At 71.4% G+C, this 20,088-nt stretch carries 24 protein-coding genes; 12 read left to right on the plus strand and 12 right to left on the minus strand.

Annotated features, from left to right (window positions below; translation table 11 throughout):
- Positions 1 to 52: 52 nt before the first annotated feature.
- Positions 53 to 469 carry an arsenate reductase ArsC gene (locus G6048_RS26745; RefSeq protein WP_165342146.1) on the minus strand — a complete coding sequence of 139 codons (417 nt, stop codon included), beginning with the start codon at positions 467 to 469 and terminating at the stop codon, positions 53 to 55.
- 122 nt (positions 470 to 591) lie between these two features.
- Here G6048_RS26745 and G6048_RS26750 point away from each other — a divergent pair, with 122 nt between their 5' ends.
- On the plus strand, positions 592 to 900 hold the full coding sequence (locus G6048_RS26750; RefSeq protein WP_165342147.1) for an ArsR/SmtB family transcription factor: 309 nt from the start codon (positions 592 to 594) through the stop codon (positions 898 to 900).
- Entirely contained in the window at positions 897 to 1,676 is a 780-nt protein-coding gene (locus G6048_RS26755) for an aquaporin (protein WP_165342148.1), read from the plus strand. Before G6048_RS26750 ends, G6048_RS26755 begins: the two co-directional genes overlap by 4 nt.
- Before the next feature lie 30 nt (positions 1,677 to 1,706).
- Here G6048_RS26755 and G6048_RS26760 read toward each other — a convergent pair whose 3' ends face one another.
- Entirely contained in the window at positions 1,707 to 2,084 is a 378-nt protein-coding gene (locus G6048_RS26760; RefSeq protein ID WP_165342149.1) for an ArsR/SmtB family transcription factor, read from the minus strand.
- A 231-nt stretch (positions 2,085 to 2,315) separates the two neighbouring features.
- Between G6048_RS26760 and G6048_RS26765 the strand changes: the two genes are divergently transcribed.
- On the plus strand, positions 2,316 to 3,701 hold the full coding sequence (locus G6048_RS26765) for an NAD(P)-binding domain-containing protein (protein WP_165342150.1): 1,386 nt from the start codon (positions 2,316 to 2,318) through the stop codon (positions 3,699 to 3,701).
- Between the two features lie 28 nt (positions 3,702 to 3,729).
- Complete coding sequence (locus tag G6048_RS26770) at positions 3,730 to 4,131, plus strand: ArsI/CadI family heavy metal resistance metalloenzyme (RefSeq protein WP_165342151.1); 402 nt, start codon at positions 3,730 to 3,732, stop codon at positions 4,129 to 4,131.
- A gap of 18 nt (positions 4,132 to 4,149) precedes the next feature.
- Here the strand turns inward: G6048_RS26770 and G6048_RS26775 are convergent, their stop codons facing one another.
- The 7 genes from G6048_RS26775 to G6048_RS26805 form a co-directional block, all read right to left on the minus strand.
- The gene (locus tag G6048_RS26775; protein WP_165342152.1) at positions 4,150 to 4,563 is read right to left on the minus strand and encodes a PIN domain-containing protein; all 414 of its coding nucleotides are present in this window, start codon (positions 4,561 to 4,563) and stop codon (positions 4,150 to 4,152) included.
- Entirely contained in the window at positions 4,560 to 4,823 is a 264-nt protein-coding gene (locus G6048_RS26780) for a CopG family transcriptional regulator (RefSeq protein WP_165342153.1), read from the minus strand. The genes G6048_RS26775 and G6048_RS26780 overlap by 4 nt, the downstream gene beginning before the upstream one ends.
- 10 nt (positions 4,824 to 4,833) lie before the next feature.
- Positions 4,834 to 5,892, minus strand: coding sequence for a LacI family DNA-binding transcriptional regulator (locus G6048_RS26785; protein WP_165342154.1), 1,059 nt, complete (start codon positions 5,890 to 5,892; stop codon positions 4,834 to 4,836).
- A 72-nt stretch (positions 5,893 to 5,964) separates the two neighbouring features.
- A complete protein-coding gene (locus G6048_RS51500; protein ID WP_165342155.1) occupies positions 5,965 to 7,482 on the minus strand; it encodes an alpha-N-arabinofuranosidase in 1,518 nt (505 codons plus the stop codon).
- Between the two features lie 104 nt (positions 7,483 to 7,586).
- Positions 7,587 to 9,350, minus strand: a complete 1,764-nt coding sequence (locus G6048_RS26795) for an ankyrin repeat domain-containing protein (RefSeq protein WP_165342156.1) — start codon at positions 9,348 to 9,350, stop codon at positions 7,587 to 7,589.
- 147 nt (positions 9,351 to 9,497) lie between these two features.
- Positions 9,498 to 10,160: a response regulator gene (locus G6048_RS26800; protein ID WP_165342157.1), complete on the minus strand. Its 663-nt coding sequence runs from the start codon at positions 10,158 to 10,160 to the stop codon at positions 9,498 to 9,500.
- Positions 10,157 to 11,299 (minus strand): sensor histidine kinase, encoded by a 1,143-nt coding sequence (locus G6048_RS26805; RefSeq protein ID WP_165342158.1) that lies wholly within the window; start codon positions 11,297 to 11,299, stop codon positions 10,157 to 10,159. The genes G6048_RS26800 and G6048_RS26805 overlap by 4 nt, the downstream gene beginning before the upstream one ends.
- A gap of 274 nt (positions 11,300 to 11,573) precedes the next feature.
- Between G6048_RS26805 and G6048_RS26810 the strand changes: the two genes are divergently transcribed.
- The 3 genes from G6048_RS26810 (at position 11,574) to G6048_RS26820 (ending at position 12,832) form a co-directional block, all read left to right on the plus strand.
- Complete coding sequence (locus G6048_RS26810) at positions 11,574 to 12,215, plus strand: hypothetical protein (RefSeq protein WP_165342159.1); 642 nt, start codon at positions 11,574 to 11,576, stop codon at positions 12,213 to 12,215.
- Positions 12,216 to 12,377: 162 nt separating this feature from the next.
- Positions 12,378 to 12,617: a hypothetical protein gene (locus tag G6048_RS26815; RefSeq protein WP_165342145.1), complete on the plus strand. Its 240-nt coding sequence runs from the start codon at positions 12,378 to 12,380 to the stop codon at positions 12,615 to 12,617.
- Entirely contained in the window at positions 12,614 to 12,832 is a 219-nt protein-coding gene (locus G6048_RS26820) for a transposase family protein (protein ID WP_328827045.1), read from the plus strand. Before G6048_RS26815 ends, G6048_RS26820 begins: the two co-directional genes overlap by 4 nt.
- A 67-nt stretch (positions 12,833 to 12,899) precedes the next feature.
- On the opposite strand, the gene G6048_RS26825 is transcribed toward G6048_RS26820, so the two are convergent.
- Both G6048_RS26825 and G6048_RS49935 read right to left on the minus strand, forming a co-directional pair.
- The gene (locus tag G6048_RS26825; protein WP_165342160.1) at positions 12,900 to 13,046 is read right to left on the minus strand and encodes a hypothetical protein; all 147 of its coding nucleotides are present in this window, start codon (positions 13,044 to 13,046) and stop codon (positions 12,900 to 12,902) included.
- On the minus strand, positions 13,025 to 13,396 hold the full coding sequence (locus G6048_RS49935) for a VOC family protein (RefSeq protein WP_268979025.1): 372 nt from the start codon (positions 13,394 to 13,396) through the stop codon (positions 13,025 to 13,027). The genes G6048_RS26825 and G6048_RS49935 overlap by 22 nt, the downstream gene beginning before the upstream one ends.
- A gap of 128 nt (positions 13,397 to 13,524) precedes the next feature.
- On the opposite strand from G6048_RS49935, the gene G6048_RS26840 reads away from it, so the two are divergent.
- Positions 13,525 to 13,740 carry a hypothetical protein gene (locus tag G6048_RS26840; protein WP_165342163.1) on the plus strand — a complete coding sequence of 72 codons (216 nt, stop codon included), beginning with the start codon at positions 13,525 to 13,527 and terminating at the stop codon, positions 13,738 to 13,740.
- A gap of 76 nt (positions 13,741 to 13,816) precedes the next feature.
- Here the strand turns inward: G6048_RS26840 and G6048_RS26845 are convergent, their stop codons facing one another.
- Entirely contained in the window at positions 13,817 to 14,449 is a 633-nt protein-coding gene (locus tag G6048_RS26845; RefSeq protein ID WP_165342164.1) for a TetR/AcrR family transcriptional regulator, read from the minus strand.
- Between the two features lie 51 nt (positions 14,450 to 14,500).
- Here G6048_RS26845 and G6048_RS26850 point away from each other — a divergent pair, with 51 nt between their 5' ends.
- From G6048_RS26850 to G6048_RS26865, 4 genes are all read left to right on the plus strand, one after another.
- A complete protein-coding gene (locus tag G6048_RS26850; RefSeq protein WP_165342165.1) occupies positions 14,501 to 15,748 on the plus strand; it encodes a sensor histidine kinase in 1,248 nt (415 codons plus the stop codon).
- On the plus strand, positions 15,745 to 16,419 hold the full coding sequence (locus G6048_RS26855) for a response regulator (RefSeq protein WP_165342166.1): 675 nt from the start codon (positions 15,745 to 15,747) through the stop codon (positions 16,417 to 16,419). Before G6048_RS26850 ends, G6048_RS26855 begins: the two co-directional genes overlap by 4 nt.
- Positions 16,420 to 16,548: 129 nt before the next feature.
- Positions 16,549 to 17,388 carry an ABC transporter ATP-binding protein gene (locus tag G6048_RS26860; protein WP_165342167.1) on the plus strand — a complete coding sequence of 280 codons (840 nt, stop codon included), beginning with the start codon at positions 16,549 to 16,551 and terminating at the stop codon, positions 17,386 to 17,388.
- Positions 17,385 to 19,883 carry an ABC transporter permease gene (locus tag G6048_RS26865; protein ID WP_165342168.1) on the plus strand — a complete coding sequence of 833 codons (2,499 nt, stop codon included), beginning with the start codon at positions 17,385 to 17,387 and terminating at the stop codon, positions 19,881 to 19,883. The genes G6048_RS26860 and G6048_RS26865 overlap by 4 nt, the downstream gene beginning before the upstream one ends.
- The last annotated feature ends 205 nt before the right edge of the window (positions 19,884 to 20,088 follow it).

Genomic DNA, 20,088 nt, shown 5'->3' on the forward strand with positions numbered 1-20,088 from the left:
CGGGAGGACAGAGGGCGGGCGGACGCGGCGGTGAGGTCGGTCCCGCCGCCGCTCAGGCCGTCTTCTGCTCCGGAGCGATCTCCTCGATCAGGCCCTCGATAAGCTTCTTGATCTCGTCACGGATGGGCCGTACGGCCTCGACGCCCTGGCCCGCCGGGTCCTCGAGCTCCCAGTCCAGGTACCGCTTGCCGGGGAAGACCGGGCAGGTGTCGCCGCAGCCCATGGTGATGCAGACGTCCGACTCCTTGACGGCGTCGACGGTGAGCATCTTGGGGACCTCGGCGGAGATGTCGATGCCGACCTCGCGCATGGCCTCGACGGCGGCCGGGTTGACCTGGGCGCCCGGGTTGGAACCGGCGGAGCGGACCTCGACACGGTCCCCGGCCAGGTGGGTCAGCCACGCGGCGGCCATCTGGGAACGGCCGGCGTTGTGGACACAGACGAAGAGCACGGAGGGCTTGTCGGACATCAGGAGGTCTCTCTTGTCTCTTGTTGTCTTGTCTCTTGTTGTCTTGTCTCGCGTCGGCATCAGGCGCACCTGACATCAGCGCCAGGTGGTGTCAGTCACCGCTGATGTGACAGTATCAGCCCATGATGACGTCAGTCGACACTGACCTGATCCGGGTGCTGGCCGACCCGCTCAGGCTCCAGATCGTGACCCTGCTCGCCAAAGAGACGCTGTGCACCACCCACCTCGTGGAAGAGACGGGTGCCCGGCAGACCAACCTCTCCAATCACCTGAGAGTGCTGCGCGAGGCCGGGGTCGTCGAGACGGAGCCCTGCGGCCGGTTCACCTACTACCGGCTCAAGCCCGACGTCATCGCTCAGCTCGCCGGCCAGTTCGCCGACCTGGCCGAGTCCGCGCGCAGCGCCGCCCAGAACAAGCGGGCCTGCCCGTGACCGCCGCCGAGGCCGCCACGAACGCGGAGGCCGCGACGCCCGCCGCCGAACCCGGCTCCGTCGCGCCCGCACCGGGTGTCACCCCGCCCCGTAACCCTTTGGTCTCCCGGGCCGCCGCCGAACTCGTAGGCACGGCGCTGCTGGTGGCGGTCGTGGTCGGCTCCGGCATCCAAGCCACGCAACTGACCGATGACGTCGGCCTGCAACTGCTGGCCAATTCCACGGCCACCGTCTTCGGCCTCGGCATCCTGATCCTCTTGCTCGGCCCGGTCTCCGGCGCGCACTTCAACCCGGTGGTCACGCTGGCCGAGTGGTGGACGGCCCGACGCGGCGGCGCCGGTGTCACGCTGCGCGAGGCGGCTGTGTACGTACCCGCGCAGATCACCGGCGCGGTCGCGGGGGCGATCCTGGCGGACGCGATGTTCGGCGAGCCGCTGGTGAAGTGGTCCACGCACGACCGCTCGGCGGGTCACCTGCTGCTGGGCGAGGTCGTCGCCACGGCCGGTCTGATCCTGCTGATCTTCGGCCTGGCCCGCGCCGGCCGGCTCCAGTTCGCACCCGTGGCCGTCGCCTCCTACATCGGCGCCGCGTACTGGTTCACCTCGTCGACGTCCTTCGCCAACCCGGCCGTGACGATCGGCCGCGCCTTCACCGACACCTTCGCGGGCATCGCTCCCGGCTCGGTCGCGGGGTTCATCGGCATGCAGGTCATCGGGGCGGTGGCCGGGCTGGCGCTGGTGGCGCTCATCTTCATGCCCGGACGAGCGGCTGAATGAGCCGCAGAACGCGCGGCGGGTCGGGTCGGGTCAGGCCACGGGGGTGGCCGCGGTCAGCATCTGCCCCATCGCGGCCATCACCGACGGCTCCACCCGGTAGTACACCCAGGTGCCGCGCCGCTCGGAGGTGAGCAATCCAGCCTCCTTGAGCTTCTTCAGGTGATGGGACACGGTCGGCTGAGAAACGCCGACGTCGGAGATGTCGCATACGCACGCCTCGCCACCCTCATGCGAGGCGACGAGGGAGAACAGCCGCAGGCGGACGGGGTCACCGAGCGCCTTGAACATCGCGGCGGTCCGCTCGGCTTCCTCGGCCGTCAGCGGCCGCTCGGTGAGCGGAGGGCAACACGGCACGACGCCCTCGGCGACTTGGGGTTCCACGAGCGGTAGCGCCTCGATGTTCGACATACGTCTATGTTGACATACGTCGAACCAGGGCGGGCCTCTTGGGGCGCGGGGCTGTATCAATGTGCGGCTCAGCCGCGCGGGTGCGACCGGCCGCGGCGAATCCGCACTTTCGATCCAGTGTTCCAGCGGCGCGTGGCGCCTGGTTTCGATAACTGTCTATGTTGACGCTCATCGAAACAGGTGCCATGCTGGGACTCGAGAGATCGACACCTATCGAAATAGGGGAACCCCGTGCCTGCGCCCACCAGCAACGCGCCCCGCCCCGACCACCTCCCCGTCGTGGTCATCGGCGCCGGCCCCATCGGCCTGGCCGCCGCCGCCCACCTCGTCGAGCGCGGCATCGAACCCCTCGTCCTGGAAGCCGGCCCCGCCGCGGGCAGTGCCGTACGGGAGTGGTCGCACGTGCGGCTGTTCTCGACCTGGGGCGAGCTCGTCGACCCGGCGGCCGAGAAGCTGCTCGCCCCCACCGGCTGGGTCCGCCCCGACACCTCGGCCTACCCGACCGGCGGCGACTGGGGTGAGCGCTATCTCCAGCCGCTCGCCGACATCCTGGGCGACAGGATCTGTTACGGCGCCACGGTGACCGGCGTCGCCCGGGCCGGCCGGGACCGGATCGTCGACGCGGGCCGCGACGAGCAGCCGTACACGGTGCATGTCCGGTTCGCCGACGGCGCCGAGGAACGGCTCACCGCACGCGCAGTCATCGACGCCTCCGGCACCTGGTCGGTCCCGGGCCCCGCCGGCGCGAACGGCCTGCCCGCCCTCGGCGAGAAGACGGCCGCCGACCGCATCTCGTACCGAGTCCCGGACCTCAACGACCCATCCGTACGCGCCCGTTACGCGGGCAGGCGCACGGCTGTCGTCGGCTCCGGCGCCTCTGCCTTCACCGCCCTCGCACTCCTCGCAGACCTGGCCGGCGAGGAGGAGGGGACGCACGCGGTGTGGATCCTGCGACGGGGCCTCAGCGCGAGCACGTACGGCGGCGGCGAGGCCGACGAACTCCCCGCTCGCGGCGCCCTCGGCCTGCGCGCCAAGGCGGCGGTCGAGGCCGGCCACGCGAGCGCGGTCACGGGATTCCGTACGCAGGCGGTGGAGCGGGAGGGCGACCGGCTCGTCCTCGTCGCCGAGGACGGCCGCCGGCTCGACCCGGTCGACGAGGTGATCGTCCTGACCGGCTTCCGCCCGGACCTCTCCTTCCTCTCCGAGGTCCGCCTCGGCCTCGACGAACGCCTCCAGGCCCCGACCGCGCTCGCCCCGCTGATCGACCCGAACGTCCACTCCTGCGGCACGGTCTACCCGCACGGCGTGCGCGAGCTCTCCCACCCGGACCAGGGCGTCTATTTGGTCGGGATGAAGTCGTACGGCCGTGCCCCCACGTTTCTCGCGATGACCGGCTACGAGCAGGTCCGCTCCGTCGCGGCGGCGATCGCCGGCGACCAGGAGGCCGCCGAACGCGTCGAACTCACCCTCCCCGAGACCGGCGTCTGCGGCGGTGCGGGCCTCTTCGACGAGCCGGAGAACGCCGAGCAGTCCGGGGGTGGCTGCTGCGCACCGGCCCCCACCACCCTCCAGATCGGCCTGGGCGCCCCGGCGGCCACTGCCTCCGGCGGCTGCTGAAACCCCGTACCACTCAAGGAGGTTCGCCATGTCCCGCGTACAACTTGCCCTCCGCGTACCGGACCTCGCCGAATCCGTCGCCTTCTACACGCGGCTCTTCGGCACCGAGCCCGCCAAACTCCGCGACGGCTACGCCAACTTCGCCATCGCCGAGCCCCCGCTCAAGCTCGTCCTGATCGAAGGCGCCGCGGGCGAGGCGACCCGCATCGACCACCTGGGCGTCGAGGTCGACACCACCGAGGCGGTCCATGCCGCCACCGCCCGCCTGAGCGAGGCGGGCCTGGCCACCGACGAGGAGAACGACACCACCTGCTGCTACGCCCTCCAGGACAAGGTCTGGGTCCACGGCCCCGGTCAGGAACCCTGGGAGGTGTACGTCGTCAAGGCGGACGCCGGCTCCCTGGCCAGGCAGGTCAGGGACCGGCCTTGAGCGTCTTCATCGTCAGAGTCAGGTCTTGATCACCGTTACGCGTGCACCGCACAGGGACGTGAGGTCCTGGGGGTCGGAGCTGAGGATCGTGACGGGGCCCGGGGCGGCGAGGGCGGTCGCGCTGAGCATGGCGTCGATGGCGGACTTGTGGCCGTGCAGGCCGGCGTCGGCGAGGAGGGCGGCGGCGTGGCGGGCGATCGGCTCGGTGACCGGTTCGACGACGAGGCGGGACAGCGTCCACTCCAGGGCCGGCCGGTTGATCCGAGGGTGCACCACCTCGACCAGCGTGGCCGCGGACGTGATCACTCGTAGGTCGTCGGCGCGTGCGAGGGCGAGCCAGCCGGTGACTGTGCGATCGCGTAGCACGGCCTTGGCCAAGCCCTCGCTGTCGAGGACGAGGGTGCCGCCGGGAACGGCGGGGGACCGGGTCACGCGGCGTTCGCCCCACCTTGTGACTGCTGCCGTCGGGCCTGGTGGAGCTGGTCACGCAGGGCCTGGACCTCTTCGTCCGAGATGGGTCCGTGCTCGGCCTCGGCGACCTGGATGAGTTCGTTGAGGTTGTCGCGTTCGATCTGGCGGGCGACGGCGGCGGCAACGTAGGCGGACATGCCGGAGGGCCCGCCGCGGGCCTTGGCGGCTTCGGCGATGTCGCGCGGCATGGTGATCGAGTACTTCCCGGTAGGCTCGCTCATGCCACCAATCCTACCCCTTATCCTCCCGCTCGGTCGTGTCGTTGCCGCCCGTCGACTCCCGTACCACCACGGAGAAGCGGCTCACGAACTCCTCGCGGTCCGCCTCGGGTTCACCGGGCTCCGTCTGCTCGATCCGTCCGGCCAGCAGCTCGACCGCTCGCCGCGCCATCGTGTCGTGGTCCGGATCGATGGTGGACAGCGAGGGGACGAGGAACTCGCTCTCCTCGACGTTGTCGAAGCCGATCACCTTCACCTGCTCCGGCACCCGCACCCCGGCGTCGGCCAAGCCGCGTAGTACGCCCATGGCCACGGTGTCCGTCACGCAGAACACGCCGTCGAAGTCGAGCCCACTCCGCACCATCTCTCGCGCACACAGCGCACCCGCGCGCATCGTGAGCGTCTCCAGGCTCTGCACGAGGCCGGGGTCGGCGGGCAGGCCGGCGCTCCGCAGCGCCTGCTGATAGCCCGTGAAGCGGAGGCTGGACACATCGACTTCCTCTTCCCCCGAGTCTCCCCCCGGTCCCCGGACGATCGCGATACGGCGGCACCCCCGCTCGATCAGGTGGCGGGTGGCCGCCTCCGACGCGTCGATGTTGGGCATGGCCACGTGGTCGACGGGACCGCCGAAGATCCGCTCGCCCAGGATGACCACCGGGTGGTCCACCTTGAGCAGTTCGACATCGGCCGGACCCATGCCCACCGTGCTGAGAATGAGCCCGTCGTAGAGCCGGTTGCGCGACAGGGACAGCGCGTCCAGTTCGTTCTCTCTCGAGGCGCCGGTCTGCTCGATGCACACCCGCAGGCTGTACCGCTCGGCGGCGGCGATGATGGCGGCGGCCAGCCGACCGTAGTAGGGGCTGTTCACCTCGGGGACGGCGAGACCGACCGTGCCGGTGCGGCCCTTGCGCAGATTGCGGGCCGCGACGTTGACGCGGTAGTCGAGCCGGGCCATCGCGGCGAGGACCTTCTCCCGCGTCGCCTTGCGCACGTTGGGATGGTCGTTGATGACGTTGGAGACGGTCATCGCCGAGACTCCGGCCGCCTTCGCCACGTCCTGAATCGTTGCCACACTCACCCCAGGTCTGCGGTACTCGCCACCACCGGGCCCATTACACCGCAGACCTGGTGCCCACAGCCGGGGTCAGACGAGCGGTGCCTGGACGGTGAGGAACGAGTGGGGCGGCAGCGTCAGCGTCAGCCCCCCGTCGGTGACCTTCAGGGAGTCGTACGAGCGCGGGCAGACCGCTTCCGGTGTGTCCGCGGTGTTGTGGTCCTGGAGCCGGTCGGCGGTCAGGATGCGGGCGGTCGCCTCCCCTACGGAGCGGCCGCGCAGGTCGAGCGTCACCTCGGCGGGCTCCTCGGCGTCGAGGTTGGACAGCGAGATCAGCACCGTTCCGTCCTTGACGCTGGCCGAGGCGGACAGGGTCTCCAGTTCGGCGTCCCCGACCGGGCGGCGGGCGTCCTCCGTACGCAGGTGAACGCCGAGCGAAGCGGCGTCCTGGTGCCCCTTGTTCATCTCGAACACGTGGTAGGTCGGGGTGAGGACCAGGGCGTCGCCGTCGGTGAGGACCATCGCCTGAAGGACGTTGACGGTCTGGGCGATGTTCGCCATGTGCAGGCGCTCGGCATGCCGGTGGAAGATGTCGAAGTGCGTGCTCGCCACCAGAGCGTCACGCATGGCGTTCTGCTGGAACAGGAAGCCCGGGTTGGTGCCCGGCTCGACGTCCCACCAGGTGCCCCACTCGTCCAGGACCAGGCCGACCTTGCGGCCGGGGTCGTAGATGTCCATGACGGTGGAGTGGCCGGTGAGGATGCGGTCGATCTGCCGGGCGGAGAGCATCGTCCGGTAGTAGCCGTCCGTGTCGAAGCCGGTGGCGCTGCCCTTCGCCTCCCAGGTCCCGGTCACCGTGTAGTGATGGACGGAGATCCCCTGGAAGAAGGTGCGCGGGGTGGCTTCGCAGCCGAAGCAGTTGATCTGCTCCATCAGCGTCCGGGTCCACTGGTAGTCGTCGCCGGACGCGCCCGAGGCGATGCGGTACAGCTTGTTGTCGCCGTGGTCGCGGCAGTACGTGGCGTACTGCCGGGCCAGGTCGGCGGAGTACTCGGCGCGCATGTTGCCGCCGCAGCCCCAGGTCTCGTTGCCGATGCCCCAGAACTTCACGCGCCAGGGCTCCTCGCGGCCGTTGGCCTTGCGCAGCCGCACCATGGGGCTGTCGCCGTCACGGGTCAGGTACTCGACCCACTCGCTCATCTCCTGAACGGTGCCGCTGCCGACGTTTCCGCTGATGTACGGCTCGGTGCCGAGCAGTTCGCACAGGGCCATGAACTCGTGGGTGCCGAAGTGGTTGTTCTCCTCGACGTTGCCCCAGTGCGTGTTCACCATGCGGGGTCGCTGGTCCCGCGGTCCGATGCCGTCCTTCCAGTGGTACTCGTCGGCGAAACAGCCGCCCGGCCAGCGCAGGTTGGGGATGTTCAGCGCACGCAGGGCCTCGACGACGTCGAGACGGATGCCGCCCTCGTTGGGGGTCGGCGAGTCCTCCCCGACCCAGAAACCGCCGTAGACGCAGCGGCCGAGGTGCTCGGCGAAGTGACCGTAGACGTGACGGTTGATCTTCGGACCCTCGATGTCGAGGTTGATGATCGCGGTGGCGTTGGCCACGGGGTACTCCCGGGGAGATGGTGGGCGCTCGGCGGTTTTGTATCGATAAAAAACTGCCTCCTGTGTGGCAGGGGTGTCAAGAGAGGTGCGGAACTGTTTGCCACTCAGCGCTGAAGCCGCGCAGGCAGTGCCACCCAGCGACGTGGGGCGCGGCGGTCTGCCGCTTCCCGGCCGTCACTGATCCGCAGGCCGGCCGCGGCGCAGGCATAGGCAAAGGTGTCGGCGCCGTAGGGGAAGGTGTGCTTGCGCTGCCAGAAGCGGAAGTGCCAGTAGGCGGGTGGATCCGGCTCGTACGGCGACAGGCCGATCTCCTCGCGCTCGACGACCTCTCCGTCGCGAGCCAGGGTGCCGAATGTCCCGCCCTTGGCGTTGAAGTAGATGCCGTACGCGCTGGTGTCCGCCGTGATCGCCCGCAGCACGGCGTCGTCGCTCGGCATGTATCCCTCCTGTGTGATCACGCAGCCGCCGGGGTCGCCTGGCACGCTTGTCACGCCCACATAGCGGAGGGACTCGTCGGAGTCATCCAGGGCGAAGGGCGCGTCCTCAAGTTCTGCTTCCAGGCACTGCGCGGGGTCGGCGCCCAGCCGTCGGATCAGCTCGTCCTCGCTCAGCCCTCGTACGAAGGCGATGCCGAGCCCTTCGGTCCACATTTCCTGCTCGCCGAAGGCCGCGATGAGCGCGTCCGCCGCCCGGAAGGCGGCGGCCTCCTCGGTGGGCAGCTCCACCGCCCCCGGCAGGCCCGCGACGAGTGGCGCGAGCGGCGTGGTCAGCAGCAGCCGGCCCGGCGACCAGGGCCCGATCTGCGGCGTCCACACATCAGCCCCGGCGTCGATCAGCGCGCGGACGATGCCCTCGTCCGCATTGCAGGCGGCGTACCACAGCGGTGTGTGCTCCTCCTCGTCGCGTGCGTCGGGCTCCGCGTGGTGCGACAGGAGCGCGGCCACCGCCTCCGCCGACCCTTGTTCCGCCGCCAGGTGCAGTGGGGTGGTGCCGTTCCATCCGACGTTGGCATCGGGCGGCGCGCCCGCGTCGAGCCGGGCCCTGATGAGCGCCGCGTCTCCCCAGTCCCGGTAACCGATGTGTTGCCAGTCGGCCCGCGGCACGTAGCGCAGGCGCTCTTCCTCCTGACGGCGCAGCATCCTGCGCTGGTGCCCGGACAGGGGCGGCGCCAGAAAGCCGGGCGGCCCGCTCATCCCCAGGACCGCGAAGGAACTGGGCTGCTCCGACGGATCAGGTGGCTCGATCCCCGGCCAGACCTCAAGTGCCCGTGCCGACGCGGCATGCAGTGCCGCCACGTCGATCGGCGTGCGCGTCTCGGATATGCCCTCGTCCGGCCACTCGACCACCAACTGGGCCTCGCCGGGCGGTGGGAGTTCCGCCAGATACAGGTCGACGTCGGTCTTGAAGAGGGACCAGCGGGGCCCGCGCGACTGGTGCAGCCCCGGATCCAGCGGAATCAGCCCGACCGCCTGCTGCGTCGCCGCCTCGGCCACCTGCCCTGAGGGTGTCGTGTACTGCAACCCCCGCTGCACCTTGCCATCCAGCGAGGTCACCCGGCGGCCGTCGGAGAACAGCAGGCCGACCCGCAGCCCGGACTGCCGGCGCGAGTCCTCGCTCTGCCAGCGGGTCTTGCGGAAGACCGACAGATGCAAGGTGGCCGTACGCGGCCACAGCGACCATCCCGTCAGCATCACGCGTGTGTGCGGACCGGCCCCGGCCACCCCGAGCTGCGACAGCAGCACCGGCGCAAACCTGTCGACGGGCGGCTCGTACTTCTCGTCGTCTTCCCCCGGCGGTCCCAGCCGGACCAACACGGCCCGCTCAGCGGCCGGCTCCTCCGGTAAAACCAGATCATCGAAGAATCCCATGCGCCGATCGTGGCAGAGGGGTCTGACATCGCTCGGCCACTGAGCGCTCTGGGGCGTTGGGCCCCGTGGCCGGGACACAGATTTCACCCGGCGACGACGGCCATCCGGCCGCGCTCAGCACCCCTCGAAGGCCCGGAGGCCGGGGCCTCACAGCAGGCCGAGGTCCCGGGCGCGGAGGGCCGCCTGGGTGCGGTCGCGCAGGGCGAGGCGGGTGAGGATGCGGGAGACGTGGTTCTTGACCGTGCCCTCGCTCAGGTACAGCCGCGCGGCGATCTCCCGGTTGGTGTGGCCCTGCGCCACGAGCCGCAGGATGTCCGTCTCGCGCGGGCTCAGGACGACAGCGGGGGCCTCGGTGGGGCGTGGGGTCGGCAGCGCGGCGGTGAGGTGGCGGGCGACCGAGGAGTCGAGTTGGGTGACGCCCGCGTGTGCCAGGCGGACCGCGTGGGCGAGTTCCTCGGCCGGCAGGTCCTTCAGCAGGTAGCCGTGGGCGCCGGCTCGCAGCGCCTGTACGACGTACTCCTCGTCGTCGAACGTCGTCAGCATCACCACCCTGCACTCCGACGCCCGGCCCCGCAGGACGGCCACCGCTTCGACCCCGTCCATCTCCGGCATCCGGACATCCATGAGCACGACGTCCGGGCCCAGTTCGAGCGTCTTCGCCACGGCGTCCCGGCCGTCCACGGCCGTGCCGACGACCACGATGCCCGGCCGGATGGAGAGCAGGGAGGCGATGCCGTCCCGGATGAGCCGCTGGTCGTCCACCACCAGCACCCGTACCGGCGGCGCCGGCTCCTGGTCGTCCCTGCTCATCGTTCCCCCGTCTTCCCGCGCGGAACGGTCACCGTCAGACGGGTTCCGGCGTCCGGACCGCTGTCGATGTCCACGCTCCCCGCCACCAGTTGCACGCGCTCCCTCATCCCGAGCAGTCCGAACCCGGTGACGGTCGCGTCCCGCGCGAAGCCGCGGCCGTCGTCGGTCACTTCCAGCCGCGCGGCGTCCTCGGCCAGGCGGACCGTCACCGACACCCGCGTGGCCCGCGCATGGCGGCGCGCGTTGGTCACGCCCTCCTGCGCGGCCCGGTACAGGGCGGTCAACTCGGCCGTGCCGTAGCCGTCCTCGTCGCCGCTCACCTCGACGGTGACCCGCGGCGATGCCGCACCACTGGGTGCCAGTCCGGCCAGCGCGGCCGCGAGCGTGGGGTGCGCCGTCTCGCCGCGCAGCGCGCGGACCGACTGCCGGACGTCGCCCAGCGCGAGTCTCACCGACTGCCTCGCCTCCTTCAGGGCCCGCTGGGCCGCGTCGGGGTCCAGGTCCCGGAAGTCCGAGGCCATCTCCAACTGGACGGACATCGCCGTGAGATGGTGCCCGAGACTGTCGTGGATGTCCCGGGCCAGCCGGTTGCGCTCGGCGGCGGCGGACAGCTCGGCGACCTGCGCGGCGTAGGCCTCCAGTTCGCGCCGGGCGCGCTGTTCGCCGACGGCCACGGCGGCCATCGAGATCGCCAGCACCAGGCCGACAGAGAGCATCAGCAGGTCGGACACGCGCTCCAGGTCGCGATACCAGCCGGGTGCGGTCAGCACGTACGCGATGAGCGGCCCGGCCAGGCACAGCGCGCCCAGCGCGAGCGCCGTCGTGCGGCCGAAGGCGAAGTAGGCCGTGAACGGCAGCAGCGCGAACAGCACTTGGGACAGGCCCGAGGCATCGAGGAACACCACCGCGCCGATCAGCCCGCACCGGGCCAGCAGCAGCGGCACCCGGACTCCGGGCCGGCGGCGTTCGACCGCTTCCAGAGCGAACAGCGCCCCGATCGCGGCCACAAAAGCCGACGCCCGCCATGCCGCCGGTCCAGGGCCGTCGCCCAGACCGGCCGCCGCGTAGTACAGACCGCCGACGAGCACCGCGCCGTACAGCAGCGGCGCCACCCACCGCACGGGCCCATACGCCACCATGCGCACCCCCTCAACCCGCTGCAGCCAGGCTAAGCGTCGCTCAGGCCGAATACGACTGCCGAGGGACACCGGCGGAAAACTCAGGCCGGTTCGGGCCGATCGGCACCTGCCGAACGGCACAACACGGCCCGGAAGACGGTGACTTCCGGCTGCCGACGGCCGACTTCACGCACCTCCCGCCACCTGCTCGCCGCTCCCTACGGTGACGACCCTGACCCACTGTCCGAGCCAGACCGAGCCAGACCGAGCCAGACCGAGAACCCGGAGCGGCCTCATGTCCTCATCCGTCACCTCGTCGACATCGACATCATCGGTATCGACATCGGCATTTACGTTTCGTGCCGGCGCCCTGTGCGGGCTGCTGTCCGGCCTGCTGATCGCCCTGCCCGCGCTGGTCGAGGCGTTCACCGGGGAGACCTCCGCGACCAGCGTCCTCCTGGCCTTCTCCTCCGCGTTCGCCCTGCCGCTGATCACCGCGCTGCACCGGCGGCAGGGCCCGGCCGGCGGGCGCCTAGGGGAGGTCGCCCACACCGTGAATCTCGTCGGGCTCGGCCTGTTCGGCGGTGCCGCCTTCGCCTCGAACCTGGTGCTGTTCTACTTCGACGACGACGTCATCGAGGAGACCCTGACCGGGCCCACGATCCCGGCACTCATCGGCTCCGCCGCGGTCTTCGCCGTGGGCTGCGCCCTGTTCGGAGCGGCGATGGTCCGGGCCCGCGTCCTGCCGAGGGTTCCCTCGTGGGGGTACGCCGTCGTCCTGCCGCTGCTCGCGTTCCTGACCGCGCTGCCCGACTCCCTGCTCACCGTTGCGCTGCACGTCCTGGTAGGGGGCATCCTGATGTGGCTCTCGACCGCGCTGTGGCGGACAGCCGGAGGCATCGAGCACGCTTCCGCCCCGAACCCAGTATCCGTCTGAGCGAGGTTGCCGCCGAAGGCGAGCCGGTCCACGATCGCTGCGCAGGGACGTGGATCGGTCTCGCTGTGCCCCCTTGCTTGTGACCTCGGACGCATCGCCCCTCAGCGGGCGCGCCACGACGTACGCGGGGGCACACCGCGTGGGTGGCCACCGGAGGGCTCGTTGCCCGCACCGCCGCGGCGGTCAGGCGACCGCGACAAGGCCCATGGCCTGCTGTTTCTCGCGCTGACCGACGAGAAGGGCAACTTGATCTGGATCTCCGAGGCCAAGCCCGGCCGGTCCAGCGAGATCACCACCGCCCGCCACAACAAGATCACCGAACCCTGCGGGAAGCCGGCCTCGGCGCCCTGGCCGACCTCGGCTTCGTCGGCCTCGACGACAAACCCGACGACGACCCGGTGATCATCACCGGCCGCAAGGCCACCCGCAACCACCAGCTGACCGCTGCCGAGAAGGAGACGAACCGCCTGGTCAGCCGCGAACGCGCCGCCAACGAACACGGCTTCGCGAACCTCAAGTCATGGCGGACCCTGACCAAGCTCCGCACCGACACCCGGCAGGCCACCACACTCCTGCGAGCCCTGCTCGTTCTGGCGAACAGCGAAGTGCAGCGGTGACGAGACGGGCGGACGATCTCGCCCCGACGATCATGCCGCCCGTCAGCGTGAGGACCTCGGCGGTGGATCACGCCAGCCTCACTGAACTGCGGAAACGAGCTTGGCGCAGCCTCAGTGGGTGACCGTCACCGGCCTCGTTGTAGTGCAGCTTCCACTTGGTCGTCTGCACGTACTTGCTGGTCGCCGATTCGGTCAGGACCTCGGTGGTGGACATAGCTTTCCTTTCGTCTCGGGCGGCGGTTCAGGCGTCGGCCGGGATGTACCTGTGGCCCCAGGTGCTGATCGCGTCGTAGTGGTGGCCTGCCAGGTGTCGTCGTCGACCACCAGGCCGTCGCAGCCGTACTCGATCTGGAAACCCGACGGCGTGGTCACGTAGAACGAGGTCATGCGGTCGTTCGTGTGCTCGCCCAGCGTGACGATGATGTGGTCGGGATCGTCGTTGATCCTGCTCATGACGCGGCCGACGGTGGAGAAGTCGGAGACTTCGAGCATGAGGTGATCGAGGTCCGGGATCGGGCCGACGCCGCGCGGCCGAAGCCGATGGAGTGATGCCGGGGGGTGCAGTGCAGGAAGTAGCCGTTCCCGTCCACTCCGAGCTCAGCCATCGAAATCGTGTCGCTCAGCCTGAATCCCAGCTCACGCTGGTAGAACTCGGCCGCCTCGCGCGCGCCACCCGAACTGTTCATGAAGGCGTGCCCGACCCCCAGATCACCAGTGACGAAACGGACGCCCAGCGGGGACGTGAACGGGGTGTCGGCGAGCGGCAGGCCGTGGACAGCCTCGATCGTCTGGCCTTCGAGGTCGGAGAAGACCCGCAGTCCCTCGACGCCCCGGCGGGCTCGCAGTTCCTCGTCCTCGCGGGCCGTGACGCCACGGGATGCGAGGCACAGCTACCGGCAGATCGCTGAGCGGCGTTACGTTACGAGCCCGATGGGGGAGGGATCATGGGCTGACGGCGCACGGTTCGTTCGTGCTGCCCCATGCCTACGTGGCGCGGTACGCCCGGAGGAAGGTGCGTACTCCCTCGACGACGAGTCGGTGGACGCGGGTGTCCTCCGCGGCGTTTGCGGAGCCGAGTCGGTCCAGTGCGACGCCGAAGGTCAGCGCGATGAACTGGTCGGCCGCGAGCCGGGGGTCGGGGACGTCGAGCAGCCCGGCCTCGGCGAAGGCGGCGAACCGCTCGGCGAGCGCCTCGTCAGGGGTGTCGGCCATGGAGTTGTAGCCCCGGTGCGGCAGGTGGCCGGACTCCGCCCGGACCAGTCGCTGCAGCGTGGCGTACTCGGCCGAGTCGAGCATGTCGGTCGCGATGCGCATCGAGAACGTGATCAGAGCGTCCTCGAGATCGGCAGCCTCGGGACGGGCAGTGAGGGTGTCGTCGAGGGCGCGCCGGATGGTGCTGATCATCGACTCGCCGATGGCGTCGACGACCGCCTTGAGCAGCGTCTGCTTGTCGCCGAAGTAGTCGTAGACCGTCCGCTTGGACACCTTGGCCCGGGCGGCGACCGCGTCGACGCTGGTCCGGTCGAAGCCGTCTGCGAGGAACAGCTCCCGGGCCGCGGAGAGGATGGCGGCCCGCTTCCGCGTGGAACCCTCGCGCAGGGTCTTCGTGCTCGGCATGGGCACATGTTAGCTCTTCTACACTGCACGGTGTGGTGTAGAATCGCGGGCATGACGAAAACCTCTGCGCTGCTCGCGGGGGCTTCGCGTCGGTGGGTGCGGCTGCTGCCGTGGGGCGTGGCGTTCGTGCTGTTCCTCGCCCTGCTGCCCACCACCATCCAGGTGCTCAGCGTCGACTACGGCCTGCACGGCGGCCTCGCGAGCGCGCTGGCCGTCGGGCAATCGGCACCGCTGCTGCTCGCCGTCGTCCGCCCGGTCCAGGCCTGGTACGTGATCTTCGCCGCGGACGTCGCCGGAGCGCTCGCGCTGCTCACCGTCAGCTTCCCGGAGCAGCGACCGTGGCCGTTCCCGCCCATGGAGATCGTCGGGTACGTCGGCCTCTGCCTGGCCCTCGGCCTGCGCGAGCCGCGCCGGACGCTGCTGCTGGTGTGGCTGGCGACCGCGGGCGCGGGTGTCGGCCTGGCGTTCGCCGTGCCCGACGGCAGGAGCGGCAACGGCACCCTGCTCACCATCCTCAGTGGCGCCGCGCTCGTGCTCGGCGGTGCCCTCCGCGAGCGGTACGAGGCGCAGCGCAGGCTGGCCGAGCAGGAGACGATCAGCGAGGCCGAGCGCGGTCGGCGGACGCTGCTGGAGGAGCGCGCCCGCATCGCGCGCGAGCTGCACGACGTGGTGGCGCACCACATGTCCGTCATCACCGTGCAGGCGGACACCGCGGCGTACCGCCGCAACCTCGACGGGCTGCCGCCGGATGTGCAGGAGGAGTTCACGTCCATCGCGGCGACGGCGCGCGAGTCGCTCGGCGAGATGCGCCGGCTCCTCGGCGTGCTGCGCAACGAGGAGGCGCACGGCGAGCTCGCGCCCCAGCCGGGCCTGCCGCAGATCGGGCAGCTGGTGGAGGCGACAGCGAGGGCCGGCGGGCGGGTGGAGTTCACCCCGTGCGACGCCGACGTGCCCGAAGTGGTGGGTCTCACCGCGTACCGCCTCGTACAGGAGGCTCTCGCGAACGTCGTCCGGCACGCACCCGGTGCCCCGACACGGGTGTCGCTGTCGGTGCCGGAGGACGGGGAGCCGCAGGACAGGGGGCCGGAGGGCGGGAAGCAGCTCGCCGTCCTCGTCGTCAACGGACCACCGCCCGAGCCACCCGCCGCGCCGCTCGAGAAGGGCGGCACCGGGCACGGCCTCGTCGGCATGCGCGAGCGGGTGCGGCTCGCCGGCGGCGCCCTCGACACCGGGCCGCTGCCGGACGGCGGCTTCCGCGTGGCCGCCCATCTCCCCCTCACCGAAAGGAACTTCACGTGACGACGCGTGTCATCATCGTCGACGACCAGGCCATGGTGCGCGCCGGCTTCGCCGCGCTGCTGGCTGCCCAGCCCGACATCGATGTGGTGGGCGAGGCCCCCGACGGCGCGCAGGGCGTCGAGCTGAGCCGGCGTACCCATCCCGACCTCGTGCTGATGGACGTCCGGATGCCCGAGATGGACGGCCTCGAGGCTACGCGCCGCCTCCTCACGCCCCCGCCGGGCGTGACCCACCGGCCGCGCGTGCTGATGCTCACCACGTTCGACGTCGACGACTACGTCTACGAGGCGCTGCGGGCGGGCGCGAGCGGCTTCCTGCTGAAGGACGCGCCGCCGGCCGACCTCATCGCGGCGGTACGCGTCGTGGCCTCGGGCGACGGGCTGCTCGCCCCCTCCGTGACGCGCCGCCTCATCGCGGACTTCGCCAAGCAGCGCCCCGCCGCCCTGGGCAAGGCCGCGCTGCGGCTCAAGGCCCTCACGGAACGCGAGACCGAGGTCCTCACCCTGGTGGCCCGCGGCCGGTCCAACACAGAGATCGCGGAGGAGCTGGTGCTGGCCGAGCAGACGGTGAAGACGCACGTGAGCCGCGTCCTCACCAAGCTCGACCTGCGCGACCGCGCGCAGGCGGTGGTCTTCGCGTACGAGTCCGGGCTGGTCGCCCCGGGCGAGTAGGACGATCCTGCCGTCCTTCGCCCCCTACCGCGGTAGTCCCCCACGTTGGCTCCCGGGTATGACGCCCGGCGCGCAGCCGTCACCGCACTCTTCACTCGTCAACACGAGAACATCGCGAGAGGGCGAGACATGAGGCTACGCAAGGCCAAGCGGCACCAGGCTGACCACCGGCGGGCGGCCGGCGGCGGACCGGCGGCCCCGGCCGCCACCCCCGGACTCGCCGTCGAGCTGCGCGGGATCCGGCGACAGTACGGTCGCGGCGCGGGCTCGGTGCACGCCCTCGCGGGCGTCGACCTCGCCCTCCCCCGCGGCACCTTCACCGCGATCATGGGCCCGTCGGGCTCCGGCAAGTCAACCTTCCTGCAGTGCGCGGCAGGCCTCGACCGGCCCACCTCCGGGTCCGTGCGTCTCGGCGGCACCGAGATCACCGGCATGAACGAGAACGAGCTCACCGAGCTCCGCCGCAGCCGCCTCGGCTTCGTCTTCCAGGCCTTCAACCTGCTGCCGTCTCTGACCGTCGAGCAGAACGTCCTGCTGCCCGTGCGCCTGGCCGGGCAGCGCCAGGACCGCCGCCGGGCGGCCGCGGTGCTCGCCCAGGTCGGCCTCGCCGACAAGGCGCGGCGCCGTCCCGGCGAGCTCTCCGGCGGCCAGCAGCAGCGCGTCGCCGTCGCCCGCGCCCTGGTCACCACCCCCGACGTGATCTTCGCCGATGAGCCCACCGGGGCCCTCGACACCGGCACCGCCGCCGAGGTCCTCGGTCTGCTCCGGCACGGGGTGGACGCCCTCGGCGCCACCGTCGTCATGGTGACCCACGACCCAACCGCGGCCGCCTGGGCGGACCGCGTGCTGTTCCTCGCGGACGGCGCCTTCGCCGATCACGTCGAGCGCGGTTCGGCGGAGCAGATCGCGGCGCGGATGACGGCGCTCACGTCCCGTACCGCGGGTGTGATGGCGGGGGCCGCAGCATGAGGAAGCTCGCCCCGAACGGCCTCGCCCGCGCGGCCGTCCGCTTCAAGCCCGCGTCCTTCGCGGGCACGTTCGTCGCGCTGATGATGTCGGCGCTGATCGTCGCGGCCTGCGGCATCCTGCTCGAGACCAGCCTGCGCGCGTCGGTGCCGCCGGAGCGGTATGCGAAGGCGCCGGTCGTCGCGGCGGCGGACCAGTACGAGTACGTCGTCACGGGCAGCGGCGAGGACCGTGAGAAGGAGGCGGTCCCGCTGCCGGACATGGCGCGGGTGGACGCCGGTCTTGCGGCGAAGGCCGCCCAGGCGCCGGGCGCGGCCGCCGCCGTCCCGGACTTCACCTTCCCGGTACGGACCGGGGACGGCTCGCTCACCGCGCACGGCTGGGGCTCGCACGCCTTCACCGGCACCGAGCTCACCTCCGGGAGCGCGCCCGGCGCGGGTGAAGTCGTGCTCGACGCCGGTGCGGCCCGCGCCGCGAAGGCCGCCGTCGGCGACACCGTCGCGGTCCAGACCGCTGCCCGGCAGCAGGACTTCCGCGTCGCGGGCATCGCCAAGGTCGGAGCCGCGGACAGCGCCCGGAACCCCGGCTCCCTCGCCTGGTTCGCCGACAGCCAGGCCCCCGTGCTCGCCGGTCACCCCGGCAAGGCGGACGCCATCGCGGTTCTGGCGAAGCCCGGCACCGACGCCGACGCGCTCGCCGGGTCCGTGAAGAAGGCCCTGACCGGATCTGGCGCCGGCGTACACACCGGCGACGACCGCGGTGCCATCGAGGACCCGGGCCTCGGCTACGCCAAGGACACGCTCTTCGGAATCGGTGGCTCCTTCGGCGGCATCGCCGCCATCGTCGCGGTCTTCACCGCGGCCGGCACCGTGGCCCTGTCCGTCGGCCAGCGGGCCCGCGAGTTCGCGCTGCTGCGCGCCGTCGGGGCCACCCCGCGGCAGATCCGCCGCGCGGTCGCCTCCGAGGCGCTGCTCGTCGCGCCGCTCGCCGGGATCCTCGGCTGCCTGCCCGGCATCGGGCTCGCGCACTGGTGGTTCGGGCAGCTGCAGGACCGCGGGGCGATCCCGGAGGCAGTCGAACTGCACGTGTCGGCCCTGCCGTTGCTGGCCGCCGTCGTGATCGGGCTGCTCACGGCGCTCGGCGCCGGGTGGACGGCCGGGCGCAGGCCCGCGAAGACCAAGCCGGGACAGGCGCTCACCGAGGCGTCCGTGGAGCGGCTGCGGCCGGGCGTGATCCGTACCGTGCTGGGCATCGCCGCTCTCGTCGGCGGCGGGTTCCTCACCGGGCTCTCGGCCAGTTCCGCGGGAGATGACGCGGCCGGCGCCGCCCTCGGCGTCGTCATGAGCTTCATGCTCGCCGTAGCGCTGCTCGGCCCGCTGCTGGCGCGGCTGTGCGCGCGCCTGCTCGGATTCCCGCTGCGCGGTGCGGGCCCGGCGGGCGAGCTCGCGGCCGCCAACTCCCGTACGAACGCCCGCCGTCTCGCCTCCGCGATCACGCCGATCGTGCTCGCCATGGCCTTCGCCTCGACGCTCGTCTTCATGCATACGAGCGAGAACCACGCCGCGGACAAGCAGCTGCGCGCGGGCATCACCGCGGACCACGTGGTCACGGACCCGGCCGGGCTGCCGGTCGGCGCGGCCGAGCAGGCAGGGCAGGCGCCAGGCGTGGACGCGGCCGTCGGCGTGCTGGACACGCAGGTGCTGGTGCCGACCGGCTCCGGCGAGTTCAAGGCGCTGCAGGGCGCGGCGACCCAGGGTGTCACCGGCTCCGGCGTCGAGCTCGCGAAGGTGCAGGACCTGGACGTACGCGAAGGCAGCCTGGAGCGGATCGGCACGGGCCGTATCGCCATCGACAAGACCCTGGCGACCTCTGCGGACGTCGGCGTCGGCGACCGGCTGCCCCTCTACCTCCCGGACGGCACCAAGGCCCACCCCGAGGTCGTCGCGGTCTACGGCCGCGGCCTCGGCCTGGCCATGGTGACCATGGACCGGGCGTCGCTGGCCGGGCACGTCACGTCGGGCTTCGACAGCAAGCTGCTCGTACGGGGCGGGGAGTCCGCTGCCCTGACCGGCCTGGGCAAGGTCACCGACGCCTCCGGCTACGCCACCGAGCAGAACCTCGACGCGAAGCTGGGCGCCTGGTCCAACAACACCATGGCCGCGGTCCTCGGCGGCTTCGCCGCCATCGCCGCCATCAACACCCTCGTCATGACGGTCCTCGACCGCCGCGGCGAGCTGGGCACGTTGCGCCTCGTCGGCTCCACCCGGCGCCAGGTGCTGCAGATGCTCAGCTGGGAGGGGCTGCTGGTGTCCGCGGTCGGCGTGGTCCTCGGCTCGGCGATCGCCGCCGCCACGCTGATCCCGATGATGAGCGGCATGACCGGCGAAGCGCCGTATGTGCCCCCGGTGTTGTACGGATCCTTCGCCGCTGCCGCGGGCGGGCTGGCACTGCTCGCGGTCACCCTGCCGGCGCGAGTCGTGCTGCGGCGGCGGTCGTAGCCGGCGGCTGCACACGGCGCGGTGGCCGGCAGCACGCCGGCCACCGCCCCGTACCGCATTGCTGTGGATGCCCGGAGGCCGAGTCCCGCGGCGGGCAGACGACAAGCTCACGTTCGCCGGTACGAGCTACGGCACCCGGCTGGGTGCGGTCTATGCCGAGATGTTCCCGGCGAAGCTGCGGGCGCTCATGCTCGACGGCGGGTTC

Source organism: Streptomyces ureilyticus (genome assembly GCF_011045025.1).
Lineage (GTDB): Bacteria > Actinomycetota > Actinomycetes > Streptomycetales > Streptomycetaceae > Streptomyces > Streptomyces ureilyticus.

Excerpts from the sequence above, each read along its gene's own strand:
- G6048_RS26745 (WP_165342146.1), bottom strand. The coding sequence starts at position 469 with ATGTCCGACAAGCCCTCCGTGCTCTTCGTCTGTGTCCACAACGCCGGC.
- G6048_RS26750 (WP_165342147.1), top strand. The coding sequence starts at position 592 with ATGATGACGTCAGTCGACACTGACCTGATCCGGGTGCTGGCCGACCCG.
- G6048_RS26760 (WP_165342149.1), bottom strand. The coding sequence starts at position 2,084 with ATGTCGAACATCGAGGCGCTACCGCTCGTGGAACCCCAAGTCGCCGAG.
- G6048_RS26770 (WP_165342151.1), top strand. The coding sequence starts at position 3,730 with ATGTCCCGCGTACAACTTGCCCTCCGCGTACCGGACCTCGCCGAATCC.
- G6048_RS26780 (WP_165342153.1), bottom strand. The coding sequence starts at position 4,823 with ATGAGCGAGCCTACCGGGAAGTACTCGATCACCATGCCGCGCGACATC.
- G6048_RS26795 (WP_165342156.1), bottom strand. The coding sequence starts at position 9,350 with ATGGGATTCTTCGATGATCTGGTTTTACCGGAGGAGCCGGCCGCTGAG.
- G6048_RS26800 (WP_165342157.1), bottom strand. The coding sequence starts at position 10,160 with ATGAGCAGGGACGACCAGGAGCCGGCGCCGCCGGTACGGGTGCTGGTG.
- G6048_RS26805 (WP_165342158.1), bottom strand. The coding sequence starts at position 11,299 with ATGGTGGCGTATGGGCCCGTGCGGTGGGTGGCGCCGCTGCTGTACGGC.
- G6048_RS26810 (WP_165342159.1), top strand. The coding sequence starts at position 11,574 with ATGTCCTCATCCGTCACCTCGTCGACATCGACATCATCGGTATCGACA.
- G6048_RS26825 (WP_165342160.1), bottom strand. The coding sequence starts at position 13,046 with ATGTCCACCACCGAGGTCCTGACCGAATCGGCGACCAGCAAGTACGTG.
- G6048_RS26845 (WP_165342164.1), bottom strand. The coding sequence starts at position 14,449 with ATGCCGAGCACGAAGACCCTGCGCGAGGGTTCCACGCGGAAGCGGGCC.
- G6048_RS26850 (WP_165342165.1), top strand. The coding sequence starts at position 14,501 with ATGACGAAAACCTCTGCGCTGCTCGCGGGGGCTTCGCGTCGGTGGGTG.
- G6048_RS26860 (WP_165342167.1), top strand. The coding sequence starts at position 16,549 with ATGAGGCTACGCAAGGCCAAGCGGCACCAGGCTGACCACCGGCGGGCG.
- G6048_RS26865 (WP_165342168.1), top strand. The coding sequence starts at position 17,385 with ATGAGGAAGCTCGCCCCGAACGGCCTCGCCCGCGCGGCCGTCCGCTTC.